Here is a 642-nt window from a genome sequence, read left to right as displayed (position 1 = left end):
GGTCAATGGCGTGCTGAGTTATAGCGATGGGCAGGCCAATGGTCATCGGCCGGGGCTGTTCCTCGCGCGCAATGGGGATTTGCGTGGCGGGTTTTCGTCCCTATAGTGGGTGCCTTCATACACGGAGCGGTTGCCATGCACTTAGGAAAAGTCACCCCGATTTTGCGGATCTTCGACGAGGCCAAGGCGTTGGAGTTCTACGTCGACTTCCTGGGGTTCAAGGTTGACTGGCAGCACCGTTTCGAGGCGAATTTCCCGTTGTATCTGCAAGTGTCGCTGGGCGAGTGCGTGCTGCATTTGTCCGAGCACCATGGCGATGCTTCGTCGGGCTCGGCGGTGCGGATTCAGGCGCAAGGCGTGGACGGCTACCAGCAGCAGTTGCTGGCCAAGGACTACCGGTATGCCAAGCCTGGGGTTGAAGAAACGCCTTGGGGCTCGCGGGAGATGAGTATCAAGGACCCGTTTGGGAATCGACTGGTGTTTGTTGAGGAAGGCGAGGGCTGAGAGCCAAGGGACTCAAGGCAAGCCGAGTATGTATAACTTTGCCTGTGGCGAGGGAGCTTGCTCCCGTTGGGCTGCGCAGCGGCCCCTACTGAAGTTGATCGAGATTTGACATCGGGAGCGCAGTGAATGCCTTGGGGC

1 protein-coding gene is annotated in these 642 nt (G+C 58.9%); it reads left to right on the top strand.

The window, feature by feature from the left end; genetic code table 11:
* The first annotated feature begins 135 nt into the window (after positions 1 to 135).
* Complete coding sequence (locus FEM54_RS33595) at positions 136 to 504, top strand: glyoxalase superfamily protein (protein ID WP_138454401.1); 369 nt, start codon at positions 136 to 138, stop codon at positions 502 to 504.
* Positions 505 to 642: the final 138 nt, after the last annotated feature.

The organism is Pseudomonas edaphica (assembly GCF_005863185.1).
Lineage (GTDB): Bacteria > Pseudomonadota > Gammaproteobacteria > Pseudomonadales > Pseudomonadaceae > Aquipseudomonas > Aquipseudomonas edaphica.
The sequence above is the reverse complement of the archived record's forward strand: the minus strand, read 5'-3'. Positions and strand labels throughout refer to the sequence as shown.